Source organism: Salinimicrobium maris (assembly GCF_049680855.1).
GTDB lineage: Bacteria > Bacteroidota > Bacteroidia > Flavobacteriales > Flavobacteriaceae > Salinimicrobium.
Genome location: NZ_JBMPGS010000001.1, coordinates 361,335 through 379,428 on the forward strand (window position 1 = coordinate 361,335; position 18,094 = coordinate 379,428).

At 36.4% G+C, this 18,094-nt stretch carries 17 protein-coding genes; 8 read left to right on the forward strand and 9 right to left on the reverse strand.

All coding sequences use genetic code 11. From position 1 onward, the window contains the following. Positions 1-154 precede the first annotated feature (154 nt). A complete protein-coding gene (locus tag ACOV1Q_RS01800; RefSeq protein ID WP_424492724.1) occupies positions 155-598 on the reverse strand; it encodes a JAB domain-containing protein in 444 nt (147 codons plus the stop codon). A 55-nt stretch (positions 599-653) separates the two neighbouring features. Further along, complete coding sequence (locus tag ACOV1Q_RS01805) at positions 654-1,052, reverse strand: hypothetical protein (RefSeq protein ID WP_424492725.1); 399 nt, start codon at positions 1,050-1,052, stop codon at positions 654-656. A gap of 384 nt (positions 1,053-1,436) precedes the next feature. Here ACOV1Q_RS01805 and ACOV1Q_RS01810 point away from each other — a divergent pair, with 384 nt between their 5' ends. From ACOV1Q_RS01810 to ACOV1Q_RS01845, 8 genes are all read left to right on the forward strand, one after another. After that, positions 1,437-4,238 carry a type I restriction endonuclease subunit R gene (locus ACOV1Q_RS01810; protein WP_424492726.1) on the forward strand — a complete coding sequence of 934 codons (2,802 nt, stop codon included), beginning with the start codon at positions 1,437-1,439 and terminating at the stop codon, positions 4,236-4,238. An 18-nt stretch (positions 4,239-4,256) separates the two neighbouring features. Next, positions 4,257-5,270 carry a DUF7255 family protein gene (locus ACOV1Q_RS01815; protein ID WP_424492727.1) on the forward strand — a complete coding sequence of 338 codons (1,014 nt, stop codon included), beginning with the start codon at positions 4,257-4,259 and terminating at the stop codon, positions 5,268-5,270. Then, entirely contained in the window at positions 5,231-6,736 is a 1,506-nt protein-coding gene (locus tag ACOV1Q_RS01820) for a restriction endonuclease subunit S (RefSeq protein ID WP_424492728.1), read from the forward strand. Before ACOV1Q_RS01815 ends, ACOV1Q_RS01820 begins: the two co-directional genes overlap by 40 nt. Then, complete coding sequence (locus tag ACOV1Q_RS01825) at positions 6,733-8,520, forward strand: GmrSD restriction endonuclease domain-containing protein (RefSeq protein WP_424492729.1); 1,788 nt, start codon at positions 6,733-6,735, stop codon at positions 8,518-8,520. Before ACOV1Q_RS01820 ends, ACOV1Q_RS01825 begins: the two co-directional genes overlap by 4 nt. Then, positions 8,513-10,057 carry a class I SAM-dependent DNA methyltransferase gene (locus tag ACOV1Q_RS01830; RefSeq protein ID WP_424492730.1) on the forward strand — a complete coding sequence of 515 codons (1,545 nt, stop codon included), beginning with the start codon at positions 8,513-8,515 and terminating at the stop codon, positions 10,055-10,057. The genes ACOV1Q_RS01825 and ACOV1Q_RS01830 overlap by 8 nt, the downstream gene beginning before the upstream one ends. A gap of 4 nt (positions 10,058-10,061) precedes the next feature. Beyond that, positions 10,062-10,415 carry a hypothetical protein gene (locus ACOV1Q_RS01835; RefSeq protein ID WP_424492731.1) on the forward strand — a complete coding sequence of 118 codons (354 nt, stop codon included), beginning with the start codon at positions 10,062-10,064 and terminating at the stop codon, positions 10,413-10,415. Between the two features lie 30 nt (positions 10,416-10,445). Further along, positions 10,446-10,877, forward strand: coding sequence for a DUF3157 family protein (locus ACOV1Q_RS01840; protein WP_424492732.1), 432 nt, complete (start codon positions 10,446-10,448; stop codon positions 10,875-10,877). 127 nt (positions 10,878-11,004) lie between these two features. Continuing rightward, positions 11,005-12,369 (forward strand): ATP-dependent DNA helicase, encoded by a 1,365-nt coding sequence (locus ACOV1Q_RS01845; protein WP_424492733.1) that lies wholly within the window; start codon positions 11,005-11,007, stop codon positions 12,367-12,369. A gap of 84 nt (positions 12,370-12,453) precedes the next feature. Here ACOV1Q_RS01845 and dcd read toward each other — a convergent pair whose 3' ends face one another. From dcd to ACOV1Q_RS01880, 7 genes are all read right to left on the reverse strand, one after another. Continuing rightward, entirely contained in the window at positions 12,454-13,095 is a 642-nt protein-coding gene (gene dcd / locus ACOV1Q_RS01850; protein WP_424492734.1) for a dCTP deaminase, read from the reverse strand. Continuing rightward, positions 13,086-14,150 carry a hypothetical protein gene (locus tag ACOV1Q_RS01855; protein WP_424492735.1) on the reverse strand — a complete coding sequence of 355 codons (1,065 nt, stop codon included), beginning with the start codon at positions 14,148-14,150 and terminating at the stop codon, positions 13,086-13,088. The genes dcd and ACOV1Q_RS01855 overlap by 10 nt, the downstream gene beginning before the upstream one ends. 5 nt (positions 14,151-14,155) lie before the next feature. Further along, on the reverse strand, positions 14,156-14,446 hold the full coding sequence (locus ACOV1Q_RS01860; RefSeq protein WP_424492736.1) for a hypothetical protein: 291 nt from the start codon (positions 14,444-14,446) through the stop codon (positions 14,156-14,158). A 154-nt stretch (positions 14,447-14,600) separates the two neighbouring features. After that, complete coding sequence (locus ACOV1Q_RS01865; RefSeq protein ID WP_424492737.1) at positions 14,601-15,617, reverse strand: DUF3871 family protein; 1,017 nt, start codon at positions 15,615-15,617, stop codon at positions 14,601-14,603. Then, positions 15,595-16,455, reverse strand: a complete 861-nt coding sequence (locus ACOV1Q_RS01870; RefSeq protein ID WP_424492738.1) for an ATP-binding protein — start codon at positions 16,453-16,455, stop codon at positions 15,595-15,597. Before ACOV1Q_RS01870 ends, ACOV1Q_RS01865 begins: the two co-directional genes overlap by 23 nt. Before the next feature lie 103 nt (positions 16,456-16,558). Further along, positions 16,559-16,870: a hypothetical protein gene (locus ACOV1Q_RS01875; RefSeq protein ID WP_424492739.1), complete on the reverse strand. Its 312-nt coding sequence runs from the start codon at positions 16,868-16,870 to the stop codon at positions 16,559-16,561. After that, entirely contained in the window at positions 16,867-18,075 is a 1,209-nt protein-coding gene (locus tag ACOV1Q_RS01880) for a phage integrase SAM-like domain-containing protein (protein ID WP_424492740.1), read from the reverse strand. The genes ACOV1Q_RS01875 and ACOV1Q_RS01880 overlap by 4 nt, the downstream gene beginning before the upstream one ends. Between the last annotated feature and the right edge of the window lie 19 nt (positions 18,076-18,094).

Sequence of the window (18,094 nt, forward strand, 5' to 3'; positions counted from 1 at the left end):
AAAACTCTTTAATTTCAAGCTCCCTCTTCTCCCCCCGGTATATGCTCCTTAGCACATCATAAAGAAAAGGCTATTATAATTATCTTGAAATTTTACAGTTGCTGGAATATGTCCCAAAATCACTTTAACTTGGCTCATGCACGCATTCGTAAATTCATAAAATCCCCTCGTCAGCAAAGCTGAAATAATGTTCAGGTGTTACTATTAAATGATCAAGTACTTTTATATCCAGAAACTCGCCTGCACTCTTGAGTTTTTTGGTGAGTTGCTTGTCATTGATACTTGGATTTAAATTCCCACTAGGATGGTTATGGGCAAGAATTATTGCGGAGGCATTGCATTTAAGGCTCACATTGAAAACCAGTTTTGGATCCACTAAAGTTCCAGCTACTCCACCCTTAGATACTGTGTTTACACCTAGCACCCGATTGGCTCTATTGAGAAGTAGTATTTTAAACTCTTCCTGAAGTTCCATAGTAGATTTATCCCAACAGGCTAATAAAATCCTATAGGCTGATCCACTACCATGGATACTTACTTTTTCACGATTTTCATTTGAATACGAAACTCGTATTTCACTTATATTAATTTCTCTCATCTCTCTGGTTTTTAAGAAGCATTAGCAGAAACTGGTCTGCTAATGCTCATCAAATTTACTCCACGCCGTTAGCTGAAAAGCTGCGTGTATTACTCATCTTGAGAATATCTTCAACAGTAGCCCGATTGAGGTCTTCTTCCTGAATAGGCTCAGATTTCTTCTCCTCTGAATACTCATACCTGTAATCCAACTGAATTACTTCTCCCGTATCTTTAATGGTGTATTCATAAAGATCACATTGCACCTTATTAATTGTCCCAGGAAGCTCAGTTCCAATTAAAGCCTTACATGTGATTTCGTCAAATGTAGACGGAATTGTGGCTTTCTTAGCTGTCACATAAAATTTGTTGGTTTGCTGAGATTTTACCATCTGAATTCCTCCTTGCAGCTCAAGTACGAAAAAGGGTTCTCCGTCCTCTCTTACTCTTTCTTTGTAGTTAATGATTCTAACCATAATGTTTGATTTTTGAGTTTGTATTAACCTCTTGCTTCAGATCTTTTTCTATCCAGAAGAAAGCACAGCTATCACCTTGGTTTTCTTTTTGGCCGTGAAATTTGATTACTGATAATAGAGGGCGGGGGGATGTCCCCTGCAAAGATGAAGTTAGGGGCTTGCCACAGGGAACATTGCGTATGAGTAAACCTGCAAATTTTTTAAAAAAAATTTGAATGATTATTCGTGTTAATTTTTTTAACTTTATTATCTTCAATTCTATGTCGTTCTCACCCTACAGAACATAGTAATTGGCAGCTAAATTTTAGTACCAGACCTTATAATAATTTCCAGTAATAATAAAAACATTAGAATAATAGGTAGGCATTTTACCAATAACTTTTTATGCAACCAAACCTCAACCAACATCCCGAACAAATAGCAAGAGACAACATTGACCAGATGTTGATTTCTGCAGGATGGCAAGTGCAGTCAAAGGAGAAAGTGAATCTTTACACCGCTTCTGGTATTGCAGTAAGGGAATATCAAACAGATATTGGTCCCGCAGATTATGTTCTCTTTGTCGATCAAACTCCTGTGGGAGTTATAGAAGCAAAACGTGAGGAAGAAGGAGAGCGACTTACTGTTGCAGAAGATCAATCCAGTGGTTATGCGAATAGCAAACTAAAGTACCTCAACAATGAACCCCTGCCATTTGTCTATGAAAGTACAGGGGCAGTTACACGGTTTACTGATTACCGGGATCCAAAGCCCCGTTCCCGTCCTGTTTTTCATTTCCATCAACCCGGCACTTTAGCAAATTGGCACAATCAAAAGACCACACTTCGGGGGAGGCTAAAAAAGATGCCTCTTTTACCAGAACAAGGACTACGGGATGCTCAAATTGACGCTATAAAAAAGCTGGAAAAATCTTTCAAAGAGAATCGTCCAAAGGCAATGATTCAAATGGCCACAGGAGCCGGTAAAACTTTTACTGCCTGTACTTTCACCTATAGGTTATTGAAGTATGCCAATGCAAAAAGGATACTCTTTCTGGTTGATACGAAAAACTTGGGAGAACAGGCTGAACAGGAGTTTCTGAAGTATCAACCAAACGATGATAACAGAAAATTCACTGAACTCTACAATGTTCAACGATTAAGTTCAAGCTACATTGCTTCAGATAGTCAGGTTTGTATTTCTACAATTCAGCGATTATATTCTGTTCTACAGGGGAAAGAGCTGGATGAAGCTGAAGAAGAAAAGAACCCAAACGAATCTTCATATAATTGGCAGAAAAAAGATCCCATACCTGTAGAATATTCAGCAAAAAATCCCATTGAACAATTTGATTTTATCATTGTAGATGAGGCTCACCGATCTATTTATAATCTTTGGAAGCAGGTTTTGGAATATTATGATGCTTTCTTGGTGGGGCTCACCGCAACTCCAGACAAGAGAACTTTTGGATTCTTTAATCAAAATGTGGTAAGTGAGTACACCTACGAAGAATCTGTAGCTGACGGAGTTAATGTGCCTTATGATGTATACACTATTGAAACTGAAGTTTCTCAAAAAGGCGGTAATATAAGGGCTAAGGAATTTGTAGATAAAAGGGAAAAGCTTACGCGAAGAAAAAGATGGGAACGGCTAGACGAAGATTATAGCTATACCTCCAATAAACTGGATAAAGATGCTGTCAATCCAAGTCAAATAAGACTAATTATCAAAGAGTTCAAGAGAGCCATTAAGGAAGAAATATTTCCGAAAAGGTTAAATGAAGACGGAGAATATGAAGTGCCAAAAACCTTGGTCTTTGCAAAAACTGATAGTCATGCAGACGACATCATTCAGATTGTGCGGGAAGAATTTGGAGAAAGCAATGACTTCTGTAAAAAGATAACGTACAAAGCTGATGATGATCCAAAGTCTGTCTTGAATAGATTCAGGAATTCCTGGGCACCAAGAATAGCTGTTACTGTGGATATGGTAGCCACTGGTACAGATGTAAAACCACTGGAGATTCTGCTCTTTATGCGAGATGTAAAAAGCATTAACTACTTTGAGCAAATGAAAGGGCGGGGCACCAGAACTATAAAGTTTGATGACCTTAAAAAGGTGACCCGCACAGCTGTTCATACCAAAAGTCACTTCGTCATTATTGATGCTATTGGTGCCACTAAGTCTAAAAAAACAGATAGTCGTCCACTTGAAAGAAAACCAACAACGCCTTTAAAAGATCTTTTAGGAGCAGTAGCCTTTGGGCACCAGGATGAAGATCTGTTTACCTCCTTAGCAAACAGGCTCATTAGGCTGGATAAGCAACTGACCGATGAGGAAAAAGAAAGGTTCACTGAACTTTCCGGTGGTAAAAGTATGAATGGTACAGTGAAAAGCCTTTTAAATGCTTATGATCCTGACACCATTCAAAATATAAAAGATACCGTCACCAGGGATAGGCAAGGAGATCCACCTGCCGAAATCGAGAAGGAAATTAAACAAAAGCTCCAAGACCTAAGACACCATGCAGCTACACCCTTTACTGGAGAACTTAATGACTATATCGAAAATATACGCCGGGTGCACGAACAGATCATTGACAACATCAATCAGGATCAGCTTATAAGAGCCGAGTGGGATTCTTTTTCAAAAGATAAAGCAAAGACAGTTGTTGAAGATTTTAAGGTTTATATAGAGGAACATAAAGACGAGATAACTGCCCTTAGTATCTTTTATGATCAACCGTACAGAAGAAGGGAACTAACTTTTACCATGATCAAAAATTTACTTCAGAAGCTGAAGCAGGAAAAACCATTATTGGCTCCAAGTTATGTTTGGGAGGCTTATGAACAAATTGAAGAAGTAAAGGGTGATAATCCGAAAGACGAATTAGTTGCTCTGGTTTCACTTATAAGAAGGGTCACAGAAATAGATAAGCAGTTAACGCCGTACAGCAGTGTTGTAGATAAAAATTTTCAGAACTGGGTATTTCGGCAAAATGCGGGAAAGCACAATAAATTTAATGAAGAACAAATGGAGTGGCTGCGAATGATCAAAAACCATGTTTCCAGCAGTTTCCACTTAGATGTTGAGGATCTTGATTATACTCCCTTTGATTCTAAAGGTGGCAGGGGAATGATGTGGCAATTATTCGGTAATGATATGGAGAAAATAATTGACGATCTTAATGAGGCTTTGGCCGCATAAACAAGGTACTTTTGAGCGATGAGTAAGGAGTGGGCACAATTGAAAGATCTCTATAAAAAAGATCACCTCAGCAAAGGGTTGAAAAGTCCACAGATAAGACTGAATGCATTGATGAATCTTGAGAATATTTTCCTGCAAAGTTTTCCTGAAATAATTGATGAACCAAAGTCATTGGTTCAATATTCCAAAACTGAATTAAAAGAAAAGTTATCGGCCAAAAAGGGTAACCCGTTAAATAGTGCAGAATCATCCGTCATAAACGGACTATATAATTTCTTGCCTTACTTGAATAGCACCACCGACCAGGAACCATTAACTACACCCTCAGAAGAAACTGGCACTCTAAAAAGAGAGAAAAAACCGAAACCTGAAGAAAATGTAAAAATTAACTTTTATCGGCAGATAGGAGAATTGGTACAGGAGATCAAGGGCGAAAATTTAGAATTCAGTTGCTCCCAAAGCATTCCCGGTCTTAAGAGCACCCCTTTACCGGAACAATTTCCAAACACCTGGCACTTTTTAGCTGAGGTATACCGAAAGATAAACGGTGCAGAATTGGATTTGGATGAGGTAATAATTAGGAACAAAGCCAATCTTAAAATGAGCAGGCAGGAAGCTGATGTATTGATCTTCTCACCTTACTTGCAAATTGTGGAGTATGACGAAGAACAGCATTTTAATCAATTTCGTGCCATAACTTTGGAAAGCCCACTTTATGAAAAATGGAAAAGCTTTGACCTTTCTCTGTACAAAAAGCTCTGTGAGAAACAAGTGAAACCGGGAAGCAAAAAGAGTGGTTTTTACTTCCTCAAATCACCTGATCCTCTGTTTCCTGAAAAACCTGGTAAAGAAAAACAAGATAATCGGCTTAGGCAAAGAGCTTTTAGGGATATGGTGAAGGATGCATGGAGCATTGAAAACGGTTGGCTTCCGGTAATAAGAATTCATGCTCAATTGGTAGGATGGAAAAGAAAAGAATTAAATAATCAGGATTGGAAGATCCTGGAGAAATATCTCACAGGTTTAGAATGAAAAATAGTTGGATAAATGCTGAATTAGGTTGGCTGCTGGATTACGTGCAGCCGACGAATTACATTGTAAAAAGCACTGCATATAATGACAAGTTTAAAACACCCGTCCTTACTCCGGGAAAAACTTTCATAAAAGGTTATACTGATGAAGTTGAGGGGATCTATAGTAATCTTCCAACAATAATTTTTGATGACTTTACTACAGCTTCAAAGTATGTTAATTTCCCTTTCAAGGTGAAATCTTCAGCCATGAAGATTCTTTCTCCTGCATCTGAACTTGTAAATATAAAGTTTGTTTTTTATGGTATGCAAACCTTGAGAGTGCGCAGTGACACCCATAAAAGGTACTGGATATCTTTGTACTCTAAGAAAAAAATTCCTCTACCTCCTCTTCCCGAACAAAGAGCGATAGTGGCTAAAATAGAACAATTGTTAAGTGAACTGGATAATGGCCTTACCAATCTCAAACAAGCTAAGGCGAAGCTGGGAATTTATAAGCAGGCTGTCCTGAAGAGAGCTTTTGAAGGGGAGGTTACCAGAGAATGGCGGAGGAAACAGAGCCAACTACCTACAGCAGAAGATCTAATAAACAAGATTGAAGAAGAACGATTGAAATACTATGAACATCAATTACTGGAATGGGAAAACTCTTTCGCCAAATGGGAATCAACTGGAAAAAAGGGAAGGAAACCAGGAAAACCTAAAAAATTAAAGGCAGTTCAACCTTTAACTGAAGAAGAGAGTAAAAAGCTCTCTTCTGTGCCTAGCTCCTGGCTTTATAACTTTCTCTCCCATGCTGGCGTAATGGGAAGGGGAAAATCAAAGCATAGACCCCGGAATGACAAGAACCTTTTTGGGGGGAAATATCCTTTCATTCAAACTGGAGATGTCAAAGCACAAGATATAATAACAGAATATTCCCAAACCTACAATGAAACAGGACTGGCTCAAAGCAAACTTTGGCCAAAAGGCACTATGTGTATTACCATAGCCGCCAATATAGCTGAAACTGGTTTTTTAGGAGTTGATGCTTGTTTCCCGGACAGTGTTGTTGGTTTTACTCCCTTCACGGGAATAATTAATGCCAAATATGTCGAATATTTTTTTCGATCAGCAAAATTGAGAATAGAAGCCTACGCTCCTGCCACAGCTCAGAAAAATATAAATTTAACTACCCTCGAAAATTTAGTAATTCCTTTTTGTTCAATGGAGGAGCAAAACCAAATAGTCCAGGAGTTGGATTCCCGTCTTTCAGTTTGTGAAAAGTTAGTGACAGATATTGATGAAGACCTACAAAGATCAGAGGCACTGAGACAAAGTATCCTGAAAAAAGCATTTGAAGGAAAATTACTTTCCGAACAGGAGCTTAACTCCTGCAGGAAAGAACCAGATTGGGAGCCTGCAGAGAAGCTTCTGGAGAGGATTAAAAATAAAGAAAAAGAACCTAAAGTTGCAGAAGAAGTATGATTCAGGAAACATTTGACTCTTCAAAGTCACCGCTAAATGATATTTTAAAGTCCATCAATGATGGAAAAATTCAGTTGCCCGATTTTCAACGAGGTTGGGTATGGGATGATGAACGGGTAAAAGGATTAATTGCGAGTATAGGGGTCTCTTATCCTATAGGTGCTATTATGTTATTAGAAACAGGAAATCCGGACGTTCGATTTAAGCCTCGCGCTATACACGGTGCTGATTCAAATGGTTATCCTGAAAGCTTTATTCTTGACGGTCAACAAAGACTTACCACCCTTTTTCAAACATTATATTCCTCCCTGGTAGTTGACACCAAAGACCATAAACAAAAAGCAATTAAGAGGTGGTACTACTTTGACATTAAGCAGGCTCTAAATCCTAATGGAGATATGTTTGATGCCATTCTTTCCATTCCGGAAGAAAAGAAAATAACCCGCAATTTTGGACGGGATATAATACTGGATCTTTCGACTGCTGAAAAAGAGTATGAAAACCTGATGTTCCCGGTTAACCAGGTGCTCAATTCCACAGAATGGCTAAACGGTTATATGGAATACTGGAACTACGACAAAGAGAGAATTAAAACTTTCCAGAATTTTCAAGGCAATGTCATTAAGAGATTTGAAAGTTATCAGCTACCTGTAATAAAGATGCTGAAGCATAACCCAAAGGATGCTGTTTGTCAGGTTTTTGAAAAGGTAAATACCGGCGGTGTTTCCCTCACAGTTTTTGAACTTCTAACTGCTACTTTTGCTGCTGATGAATTTAATCTTAGAGAAGATTGGGAAAAACGTCAAAAGATTTTCCAGCAGCATGATGTCATCTGCAACCTCAGCAGTAATGAACTTTTACAAGCTATTACTCTTTTTGCTTCTATTAATCGGAAGGAAGAAGCTGCAAAACGTGGAGTAACTCCCGAAAATCTTCCTGCAGTAACCTGTAAAAAGAAAGATGTTCTTAAGCTTGATCTGGAGACTTACAAGAAGTGGGTTTCCATTGCTACTCAAGCTTTTGTAGAAGCAGGAAAGATGCTTAAAAAGAATAAGATCTTTAAAAGCCGAGATCTTCCCTATTCTACACAATTAGTACCTCTTTCAGTAATTATCGGAAGACTGGAAAATGAACTTTCTAATGATGGAGTGAAGCAAAAAATTATGCGCTGGTACTGGAATGGAATCCTGGGAGAACTTTATGGTGGTGCAAATGAGACCCGTTTTGCTAAAGACGCAGTTGAGGTTGTGGATTGGATAAAAGGAGGGGAAGAACCTACAACTATCAAGGATGCCTATTTTGCAGAGGACAGGTTGTGGACCCTTAGGACCAGAAATAGTGCTGCATACAAGGGAATTTTTGTGCTTCAGATGCAGAATGGCGCTAAAGACTTCAAATCTGGAGATGAGGTAGAATGGACAAATTATTACGATGAAGCCATCGATGTACATCATATATTCCCGCAAAAATGGTGTGAGGAGAATGGGATTAAACCTGCAACTTATAATAGTATTCTTAATAAGACGCCACTAACTGCAAGAACTAACCGAATGATTGGTGGAAGAGCGCCTTCTGTATATCTTGCAACGGTAAAAAAACAAGGGCAAATAGATGACAAAAGGCTACAGGAAATTCTGAGGAGCCATTTTGTAAATAAACAATTACTGGAAAAGGACAGCTTCGATGATTTTCTTAATGATCGAAAGGAGTCAATAATCTATGCCGTTGAGAAAGCAACGGGAAAAACAGTACAAAGAAATCAAGTAACAGAAAGTAATGAGTAACGAAAACGGATTAATATCAAAGGTTTGGAATTTTGCAGGTGTACTTCGTGATGACGGGGTAGGTTACGGCGATTATCTGGAGCAAATCACATATCTGTTATTTTTAAAAATGGCAGATGAAATGACTAAACCTCCGTATAATAAACAGATTGACTTACCTAAAATAAAGGATACGGAAGGTAATGAAATAACTGATGGAGAATTTTGTGACTGGCCCACCCTCAGTAAAAAAAGGGGAGCAGAATTGGAGGCTTTTTATACACAAATGCTGAGGTCCCTGGCTTCAGAAAAAGGAATTCTCGGCCAGATCTTTACCAAGTCGCAAAACAAGATCCAGGATCCTGCCAAGCTACTAAAGGTTATTGATATGATTGGTCAGGAACAGTGGACAATGGTAGGAGCCGATGTCAAAGGTGATATTTATGAAGGTTTACTGGAAAAAAATGCTGCCGATACAAAAAGTGGTGCAGGGCAATATTTTACTCCCCGGGCATTAATCCAGACTATGGTAGAATGTGTAGCTCCAGAACCTAATAAAAAAATTCACGATCCCAGTTGCGGCACTGGTGGTTTCTTTTTAGCTGCTTATGATTACATCACCAAACATCATAACCTCAACAAAGAGGAAAAGATTTATTTAAAGAATGACACATTTTCGGGTAATGAAATAGTAGCAGGAACGAGAAGGTTATGCCTTATGAACATGTTTCTTCATAATATAGGTGAGATAGATGGAGAGACCTTTATTTCCCCTAATGACGCACTTATTTCAGATGAGGGAATAAGGGTGGATTACGTGCTTGCAAATCCTCCTTTTGGCAAGAAGAGTAGTATGACCATTACTAATGAAGAAGGTGAGCAGGAAAAGCAGGATTTAAGCTATAATCGACAAGATTTCTGGGCAACAACCAGTAACAAGCAACTCAATTTCCTTCAACATATCCGTAGTCTTCTAAAAATTACTGGAGAAGCAGCTGTAGTCTTACCCGACAACGTACTTTTTGAAGGAGGTGCAGGGGAAACAGTGAGAAAAGAATTAATGAAAACCACAGATCTTCATACCATTCTACGGTTACCTACAGGAATATTTTATGCCCAGGGAGTAAAAGCAAATGTTCTGTTTTTTGACAATAAACCAGCTTCAAGAGATGCCTGGACCAAGGATGTTTGGGTATATGACTACAGAACTAATGTGCATCATACATTAAAGAAGAAACCACTGCAGTTAGAGGATTTGAGAGATTTCATTAACTGTTATAATTCCAAAAACAGGAATAAGCGCAAAGAAACCTGGTCTGAAGAGAATATAGAAGGAAGGTGGAGAAAGTATAGCTATGATGAAATCATTGAAAGAGACAAAACCAATCTGGATATTTTTTGGTTGAAAGATAAGGTTCTTGCAGATCTTGATAATTTACCTGATCCAGACATTCTTGCGAGTGAAATCATAGATAATCTTGAAGCAGGATTGGAGAGTTTCCGAGAGATCATGGAAACTCTTTCTGAAGGGGAACCTGAAAGAGAAATAAATACCTAAACATATGAGAATAGTTTTACTAACTGCTTTTCTCTTCATTTCAACAATCTGCTCTGCCCAATCTTTGGAAGAGCTGGAAGATTTCTCCGTCGATAAGATCTACAAAAAAATAGAGGTGGATTATGGCACTTTAGACGACGAAGGAGATGAAATTGAATACATCCTGGTTGAAACAGAACTTGACAGCGGTATCTATGAAATAGAGCTTACTGATGGTCCTGGCGACACCTATGAAGTTAAAGGGACAGACATTTTTATCACATTCGACTTCTACTTTGGATATGCCGGGTATGGAACAGAATGTTATATGGAGGTGACTAACGGGTATAGCCCAGCAACTGTTTATAAAAAAGAATAGAATTTATCTTTAACTATAATGAATTATATCATGAAAAAATTACTACTTATTGTTTTATTGGCCTTGCCATTTGCAACACAAGCACAAACAATTATTGCCACTACTAATGACGGGAGGGAGGTTCTGCTTAAAGAGGATCACACCTGGCAGTTTTTAGATCCCACACCAAAACCTAATAATAACACCTCTTCTTCTGATGCCGATTGTAAATTACCGGAAAATTTTGAAGAACCTAAAGGTGACAAAGGAATTCAAAGATGGCTAAAAAGAGGAGATGCTACTGTTGCAGATCTAAAAAAGCACGTGGCTGTAGACCTGGATGTAAAGCCCGAGGAAGTAATTCTTATGAAAATTTCAGAGCAGAAAGGTAACGGAAACTATGTTCTCTGTGTAAACGGGAAAAAAGTCCAATACAGAAGAGTCGGTACTGTATTTATGGAAAAAGGGGAAAGTCCTTTTTAAACTGTGGCAGATAGAACTTATAAGATTTATTATCCTGGCATTCTCAAATTATTTGTTCAAACCAGAAGAGAGGAACTCACCCACTAACCCACATAGTTTGGGGTATAAATGGAATCAAATTATATCTATGGATACATCAGATAAGAAGTCAATTTTAGAGCTATTCCCGTTCACCCCAACTGGAGATCAGAAAAATGTATTAATTGCACTTGAAGAATTCTTTACCAACAGTACAGAAGATTTTTTCATTATTAATGGATCAGCGGGAACCGGTAAAACTTTGCTTATGTCGGTGTGTATATCATTTCTCGGGCAAAAAGAAATAAATTACAATATTGCTGCTCCAACTGGAAGAGCTGCCAGGATATTAGCTTCAAAAGCTAATGTACCCTGTTCTACCATCCACTCTTTAATATATAATGTTGCTACTGATCCTGAAGAAGGCACCATTAGATTCAATCTTAAGGATAATGAATCAACTTCCTATACAATTTTTATTGTTGACGAAGCTTCAATGGTATCTTCAAAATCCATATCAGACCAAGAAAGCTTATTTGAAGGTGGAAACTGTTTACTAGATGATCTTATCTACTTTGCCAAACAGGGAAATGACTTAAATAAAATAATATTTGTTGGGGACAAAAATCAATTACCACCAGTTAAAGAAGAATTCTCAGCTGCCTTATCCGAAGACTTTATTAAAAACCACTATAATCTTTCTGGAAATTCTTATAAACTTCAAGAGGTTAAAAGACAGGATAACGATAGTTCTATATATAAGCATATTGAAAACATAAAGGGTGTCATTGAAGGAAAATGTAATGATCTAAGAACTCGGCATTTTTTTAAAGAAAATGGTCAAGTATTAGCTGAATACAATTATGCAGTCGATTTTGCAGAAAAAGGTCATGATTACTGTACAGCTATTGCCTATAGTCACAGTAAAAATCTGCAATTTAATAGAAATGTACGCTCCATTTTATTCGATAATCCACCGGAAAAGATTGTTCCCGGAGAATTGTTAATTATTAACCGAACCTTAAAAAAGCCTGAATACACTCTTTATAATGGCGACCATGTTATTGTAAAAGAGATTGACCTGGATAGTACTGAAACAATTGAAGGTTTGGAATTTGTAAAAATCATCTTAGAGGCTAAAAATATAAATAATGAAAAGTTTATAGTAAAAGATTATATCTTACTTGATACTTTAGAGGAACCAAGAGGCCTAGGGAAGAAGAAAGAAAAAGCCCTTCATCAAACCCGTAAAATTCAAAATAAAAAGTATCGGGAAAATGGGAACGCAATGGAAGATCCTTTTCTGGGTGCTATTAGAGCGTTATATGGATATTCTATTACAATTCATAAAGCGCAAGGTGGTGAATGGAAAAAGCTATATATATCAAATTGGTATCCTCAATCAAAAACCTATTATAATTCAAAATATACAGCATTTACAAGAGCAATAGATGAGGTTTTTGTTTATAATTAAATATATATGGTATCTTAGAAAAAAGTTGGAAAACATTTTCACATCTAAAGGAAAAATTGGGGTGATGGGAAAATTATAGATTAATTAATCAAAAAGATCTTTCAATTTTTTTAATTCCTTATCTTCATTCGCTTTTGAGGAAACAGGTCTTACCTGACAGCTATACTTTCTTTTATTTTTAAAATACTCCTCAGAATTCTGTATTCGATAAAAACGTGCTTGTATAATTCTTGCTCCTGATAGTATTTTGATTGTGGTATTACTACCATTAACTAATTCTACGGATGCACAACCAACGTAACCGGGTTGAATAAAGGTAGATAATGTTAAGCCTAACCTAGCATAAGAACTACGTAGTGATAAATCGGCATAAACATTTTCAGGCAATTTCAAGTATTCTAAGGTTGAAAATAAAATCGTTTGACCAGGATGTAATAGAAATGATTCTCCTAACCTCCTTCTTGAATCAGAAAAATGTCCCTTAATTGGTCGTTTAAAATGTGAGTTATCAGTCGTATCAATAAATTCATCTCTGCCTTGGTTAAGAGCCAGAAAATCTATTCCTACTCTAAAATCAATACTAATAGCTCCAATTTGATTAGATTCAAGTAAAGGGACTATAGTCAATTCTTCGTTCTCTATAAGTAGTTCTAATTCTTTCTTAGAAATTAAACCATATACCATATTAGATTTTTCCTTATTAAATAATCGCTTTATTAGTTCCACTTTTCTAATATTGTATAATTTGAAATAGTTTTCTCTACCAGATTATTTATAACATTATATTTTTCCTTAGAGGAAAAATTCTTAAGAAAATTATTATCCGAATTTAACCAAATATCCCACGCAAGTTTAAACACAGAATGAAGCTCCTCTTTTGATTCAATATTTTCCGGAATTAATTTATTAAAACAAGATAGCTCTTCATCAATTAATTTATGCCGTCTTTTTAATGTGGTATTTTCGGAATACTTTAAAATATTATTAAACTCCTTTAATATATGAATATTTGTTCCTTCCAAAAAGCCCTCAACGGTATTCTTTCTCTTGGTTAAGGATGGATGTGAATAATTATCTAGATCTGCTCCATTCGGAGTTATCCTTTCCAGGAAATAATTAGAAGCATCATTTATATATTGAGCAGCAAAAATATCAGCGAAATACTCTTTCGTATGTTTAAATTCACTTATATGATCGTTTATTTTATCAAACCCATATTTTTTCGCAATAAATTTAGTGCTTACTGCTAATTCGCTATCAATGAAATGCCCAAGCTCGTGATATAAAACCATGCTTGCTAAATAATCACGACTTAGGGATTTTGGTAATGTGATTCTTATTAATCTATTTGTTATGCTTAAATTATACTTCTCTTTAATGAACTCGTTTAGGGAAGAGAATAATTCAGCATTAAAATATGTACTGAACAAATATTCAAGGTGTCGATTTGATAAGGATGTTACAATAATGAAGTTTTTATCAACTATCCACTCATCAAGAACATATTCTAAACAAGAAACAATTTCAAAAGGAATATTATTTAAAGTGCTACTATCGAGATATTCAAGTCCATTTAGAATATAATTTAATATCTGAAAATGGATATTCAATTCATTCTCTGAGATCAAACCACTTTTGGGAGCTTGGTCTATAGCGCAAAATAGGTCATATAGCTCATTATAATGTTGTTCCTTTTTCTTATCAGAATATACATTTATCCTGCTTTTAGAAAAGGCAACATCTACTTGTCTGAGCTGCAATTCAATGGCTGATACATCCATTAAAACTATTTCAAAGCATCTAAAATTTCTGAATATATTTGTGAAGAGAAATTATTTCCATTTAACCTCTTTAATCCTTCAAAATAGTTTATCAAAAGAGTAGAAATAAAGTAATAATGCTTATGATCTATAGAATAAATATCTTTTTTATTCAGAGCAACCTCTCGAGCATTTACTATAGCTCTATCAACATTTTCTTTTGCAGGCAAATTGGTGTCATCAATTAAATTTTCCAGCAGTGTAATGTATAAAGGAGCTTGCAAATCTTGAGAATTCAATGTTTGAGCAAGATACATAGGCTTGGTTTATAGACGGTTTCCTGATTCCTAATTTAGGAACATTTTTTTAAACAGGCGGCAAATGTAGAAAAAAAAAGAAAATTTTAACTTATTTAGTCTACTAAATTTCGATGAAAAAGTAGCGCTCACCATATTTAGATGAGCGCATACCTCAACTCAAAAACCAACGGTATTGAGAATCACCATTGATTGCTTTTGAGATGCCTTTTGCAAAAGCATAGGCATTTTCTCCCCTATCAAGGAAAGTGTCAATATAGCTGCTCTTATTAGCTCCTGTAAGCAGATTATAAGCATTCCATAAGCTGATATTCCCAGAAGCATCTTTACAGAAGCTCTCATTCTGGTAATAATCTTTAGCGACTGTTGTAAAATTACTCTCATTAAGCAACAACTGCGGAAGTTGAGACTTTTCTTCTTTTGGTATATAGTTGTAAAGTCTGGCCTTCCCTAAAAGTTGAGCGAACTGTTCTTCAGTCAAGCTCTCTTCTGTCAACCTTTTCATCCCTTGTAAATGATCTTCTATGCTATAGGTCTGAATGGCCTGCAGCATAATTCTTTTTAATTCCTGGTGAGAGGAAGCTTTAACTTCCCCCAGATATCCATCCGTAGAAATACACATGTTACAACAAACCATATTCTGAAAGCCAATGAAGAACTTGAAGCTTTCCATTTTCTTTTTACTAAAGAGATTTTCTCTATTGTAAGCTCTTACACCTCCTATAGATAGAGATAGTTCATTGCCGCTGATGGTACTGGTTACACTTGGAATTCTAACCAGAAAAGCCATGCGCTCATAGTAGATAGTCTTCTGATGGTTCATTAATTCCTTGGCTGGAATATGAATTGCATCTGGAGTTCTACCTTTAATTTGATGGCTTACTCTCACCTCAGGATTATCAATATCCTCATTCGGGAATAAATTTGACGCACACTCTAAAGCAACATCTATAAATTCCTGGTGAGCTAATGTTTGCTCATTATCTTTTGCAAATACAGGAATGATACAATCCTCCTTTAAATGTATAAGGCTAACATCACTTGTGTTAGCCTCTATAAAGGGAGCCGATTTGTTTCCCTTTCTCTCCCTGGTACCGGGGAGTGGAGAGGAGGTACTGGAATAATTTTCCGTTTGGGATAGTTGTCTGTTATTGGCTACTTGTAGTTCCATTTTTACTTACATTTTGAAGGTTGGTTAAACTTTTTCTTTTAATCAAATTCTGCTGTTCAACAAAATTCACATTTAGAACATCTGCATAATCAGAGAATTTCACATATAATTCATTCAGCTCTTTATGGGAGTTACAGTTCTTAATCTGGTTTTTCATATTATCCACATCTGCTCCTGAATTACACCAGTCGTAAATCTGTTTTCCGACTCCTGGAGTAATCTTAAATTCTGGTTTATCCATGAACAAACCTGTTCTGTCCTTACTTGAAGAAGCAAAATGTTTAATGTCTAAATCAAGTATAACTGTAAATTCATATTCTACACCATCTCTTTGAACTGCTTTCAGCCCTACTTTCTCTGGAACATACTTCCCATCTTTCTGATTCAGCACATAATCCTGTTTCGTTCTCATAGTAGCTATGACATGGCAGCTGCTATTCAAGATTCTTTCGACAAAAGCCCTTTGTCGGGGTGTAATTTTGTTCCAATTTGTGAAAGAGTTTCCTGAAAGAGATCCGTGATAATCCAAGAGAAATTCCCAGGCATGAGTAATAGAATCAATAATTATTACCTCCATTCCCTCCTTTTCGCATAAATCGATTGCCTGAATGTACTTTTCGGGGCTGTAGTCATCAAGAGCAAGTACATTATAGTTTCCGAGATCAGCGTATAGATCACTACTGCCTTTTTCACTGTCAATCACTGCTACTTTTTCAAATCTGCCATTCAGAAGCCCTTTTGCTATTAGTAAGGAACTATAGGTTTTCCCACTTCCCGCTGGTCCTTGAAGTGCCATTTTTATTTTGGCTTGTCTCCTGCTTGATTTTCTTAATTTCATACTGTATTATATTTAAGTTATTATTGAAGTCCTTTTCAGGTAAAAATGAAAAGAGGCAGATTTATATCCACCTCCTTTTTAATTGTTTATTAATAATTATGGATTACGATTTTGGAGGTAAAGCTTCATATGCTTCTAAGAGATCGCCTATGATAATTGTTCCTGAATAAGTTACTGTATTCTCTTCTTTTCCTGCTTTAGGCCACTGAATCAAACCAGCCATAAAAGATAAATAAGAAGGCTTAAGTTCAGGAGTAATTATACCGTGTTTGATCAAATTGGAATAAAAAAGAACCTTCGCAGTACCGTTGGTAAACCCCAATTTATCTGCAACCTCATCCATACTGTATTCTTTGCCGTATTCAAATCCACGGATCTTTCTGTATCTATCTGCTTCCTGGTGTTGAATTATCATAAGTCTAAAAGTTTTTTATGTTCGTTATCGATTCTCTTGTTATCAAACCTTTTCAAATAAGAAGTGGTAATCTGCACATTCGAGTGTCCTAAAGCTTCTGAAATTACCTCAACAGAAGCTCCTTTGTGCATCATAATTGTCGCATAGGAATGCCTTGCCACATACGAACTGATTCTTCTATCGAGGCCTACTAATGAAGCTATCTCATTCAATCTTCGATTGTACCTGCTTAGAACTTTGTGCCTCCTATTAGCAATCTGCTTTGCACTCATTCCCTCCTTGAGAAAAATAGGAAAAACATAAGGTGAGGTACTCTTTTGCTCCTTAAAATATTTTAGAATCTTTTCAACTGGTGGTAAGATTTCAATAACGAAAAGCTTCTGAGTTTTTTGTCTGGAGTAGGTAATTTTATTATTTCTGACGTCACTCCATTTTAAGAAAGCCATATCTGCAAAATTCATCCCTCTGCAGTAAAAGGAAAAGACGAAATAATGGTGAGATTCAATTAAATGAGGATTCTCAGAAAGATCTGCATTTTCAAAAGCTTTAAGTTCTGAAATTGAAAGGGCTATTTTATTCTCTTTTCGTTTCAGTTTAGAAATACGATATTTCTTGAACGGATAGAAATTCTGCTCAACAACATCCTTGAGAATAGCTTCATTATAGACAGCTCTCAAGTGTCTCATTTTAAAGGCGATCCCTCCCTCCTGATTTCCTCTATTTCTCATGTACAACTCAAATCTTTCTAAAAACTGCACATTAACATCTTTAAAATTCAATGATCCTGAATGGAACTTCTTTAAAGCTGCATTTGTTTCCTCATATGCCTTAGCTGTTCCCATTTTATCAGACCTCTGAAGGTGATCCACCCTTTGCTTGAAGAAGGTCCAGACATCTATTTCACTATTGTCTCCATCGGCCATTGCGCTGGCTATATCCTCAACGGTGAATACCTTGCCTTTTTCCAAAAAATCATCTATGATTTTTTCTGCATATAATTTCTGATTAGCAAGAAAAATATTTCTTTTTCTGTAATTAGGATAGCTCCTTAAGAACTCTCCCTTATCTTCGTTAAAGTCATTTTTCCAGGTGCGTAGACCCATATGAAGTAATTTGGTTCTTCTATTCTTTGTAATACGGAGCATTACAGGATACTTGCCATCCTTTAATTTCTTCTTTCTTATAACTATCTTTACTGAATGCATAACTTAATTTTTGGCATAG

Coding starts and splice junctions, on each gene's coding strand:
- ACOV1Q_RS01815 (WP_424492727.1), top strand. CDS start 4,257: ATGAGTAAGGAGTGGGCACAATTGAAAGATCTCTATAAAAAAGATCAC.
- ACOV1Q_RS01875 (WP_424492739.1), bottom strand. CDS start 16,870: ATGATAATTCAACACCAGGAAGCAGATAGATACAGAAAGATCCGTGGA.
- ACOV1Q_RS01840 (WP_424492732.1), top strand. CDS start 10,446: ATGAAAAAATTACTACTTATTGTTTTATTGGCCTTGCCATTTGCAACA.
- ACOV1Q_RS01860 (WP_424492736.1), bottom strand. CDS start 14,446: ATGTATCTTGCTCAAACATTGAATTCTCAAGATTTGCAAGCTCCTTTA.
- ACOV1Q_RS01855 (WP_424492735.1), bottom strand. CDS start 14,150: ATGGATGTATCAGCCATTGAATTGCAGCTCAGACAAGTAGATGTTGCC.
- ACOV1Q_RS01810 (WP_424492726.1), top strand. CDS start 1,437: ATGCAACCAAACCTCAACCAACATCCCGAACAAATAGCAAGAGACAAC.
- ACOV1Q_RS01845 (WP_424492733.1), top strand. CDS start 11,005: ATGGATACATCAGATAAGAAGTCAATTTTAGAGCTATTCCCGTTCACC.
- ACOV1Q_RS01800 (WP_424492724.1), bottom strand. CDS start 598: ATGAGAGAAATTAATATAAGTGAAATACGAGTTTCGTATTCAAATGAA.
- ACOV1Q_RS01865 (WP_424492737.1), bottom strand. CDS start 15,617: ATGGAACTACAAGTAGCCAATAACAGACAACTATCCCAAACGGAAAAT.
- ACOV1Q_RS01805 (WP_424492725.1), bottom strand. CDS start 1,052: ATGGTTAGAATCATTAACTACAAAGAAAGAGTAAGAGAGGACGGAGAA.
- ACOV1Q_RS01870 (WP_424492738.1), bottom strand. CDS start 16,455: ATGAAATTAAGAAAATCAAGCAGGAGACAAGCCAAAATAAAAATGGCA.
- ACOV1Q_RS01830 (WP_424492730.1), top strand. CDS start 8,513: ATGAGTAACGAAAACGGATTAATATCAAAGGTTTGGAATTTTGCAGGT.
- ACOV1Q_RS01825 (WP_424492729.1), top strand. CDS start 6,733: ATGATTCAGGAAACATTTGACTCTTCAAAGTCACCGCTAAATGATATT.
- ACOV1Q_RS01835 (WP_424492731.1), top strand. CDS start 10,062: ATGAGAATAGTTTTACTAACTGCTTTTCTCTTCATTTCAACAATCTGC.
- ACOV1Q_RS01880 (WP_424492740.1), bottom strand. CDS start 18,075: ATGCATTCAGTAAAGATAGTTATAAGAAAGAAGAAATTAAAGGATGGC.